This is a genomic window from Chitinimonas sp. BJB300 (assembly GCF_002735695.1).
Taxonomy (GTDB): Bacteria; Pseudomonadota; Gammaproteobacteria; order Burkholderiales; family Chitinimonadaceae; genus Chitinimonas.
In genome coordinates this window covers 1-966 of the sequence record NZ_PDZH01000324.1, presented here as the reverse complement: position 1 = coordinate 966, position 966 = coordinate 1, and the positions used below count along the sequence as shown (strand labels likewise).

1 protein-coding gene is annotated in these 966 nt (G+C 52.8%); it reads right to left on the bottom strand.

Features of this window, described 5'->3' with window-relative positions; genetic code table 11:
• Window positions 1–71 precede the first annotated feature (71 nt).
• A complete protein-coding gene (locus tag CSQ89_RS21650) occupies window positions 72–827 on the bottom strand; it encodes a ParB/RepB/Spo0J family partition protein (RefSeq protein WP_099407996.1) in 756 nt (251 codons plus the stop codon).
• Between the last annotated feature and the right edge of the window lie 139 nt (window positions 828–966).

The window sequence follows — 966 nt, the reverse complement described above, 5'->3', positions numbered from 1 at the left end:
ATGAGATTCATGTTTATCACCCCAGATTCTCCGGCAGAAACACCGGATGGTTGCACACCCAGGGGTGGAAACTATTGAACGCTGTTTACCCCTGGAATCTGGAAAGTTTTGCACGCTGTTTTACATTGATTCGTTACCTCTCCGGCCGTGATCCGCTGCCTGATGTTGGCTGCACTACGGTTCCAATTTTGGGTGCTGTCCCAGATGCCTTCCTGGACGACATGGTCGTCGGTCAAGGTAAACGCCATCAGAATTTCAAGGTCGATTTCATCGCGTTCACACATTGCGACCAGACGGGGCGAGACTTTGGCTAATTCGAGCCGACGTTCAACCACTTTTGGTGTCACACCATAATTTGCGGCCACGGTTTCAATGCTTTTGCCGGCATTGACTTGGCTGGCAAACGCCCTGAACTGCTCTACGGGGTGCATTGCCATGCGACCATGGTTTTCTGCAAGCGACAGTTGCTCGGCCTGCGCTTCGTCCACGATCAGCACCGGTACCTCAAAATCAGCGGGCATTTTTCCCATGCTGACCAGCCATTGACAGGCACGCATACGGCGGCCACCGGCAACGACGCCATACTTGCCCGTTGCCTTGCCTTTCTTATCCCGATGCCCAACGACAACCAATGTATTCAGCACTGCGCCAACCGAGTAGATCAGCGCCACTAATTCGCTGAGATCGGTTTCTTTCGTGCGGACATTGTAGCGAGAGATTTCCAGCGCACTGACCGGCACGTTACGACGTTCGCCGATAAGCGCAGTGATCGGGTCTTTGCCTTCAAGCATGGCGGTAATAATGGGATTCAGCGGTGCATTCATCATTTTCTCCAAGTAGGTAACTGATGTTACGCAGTAGCTGCGAGAAGCAGCTGTAACTGATCATAAGCCGCGCGGGAGGCGTTGATCAGTAACTTGCGGCAAAGTGCGAATGGGTTCTTCTGCGTCTTGATGCTCAGGCATT

Coding starts and splice junctions, on each gene's coding strand:
- CSQ89_RS21650 (WP_099407996.1), bottom strand. CDS start 827: ATGATGAATGCACCGCTGAATCCCATTATTACCGCCATGCTTGAAGGC.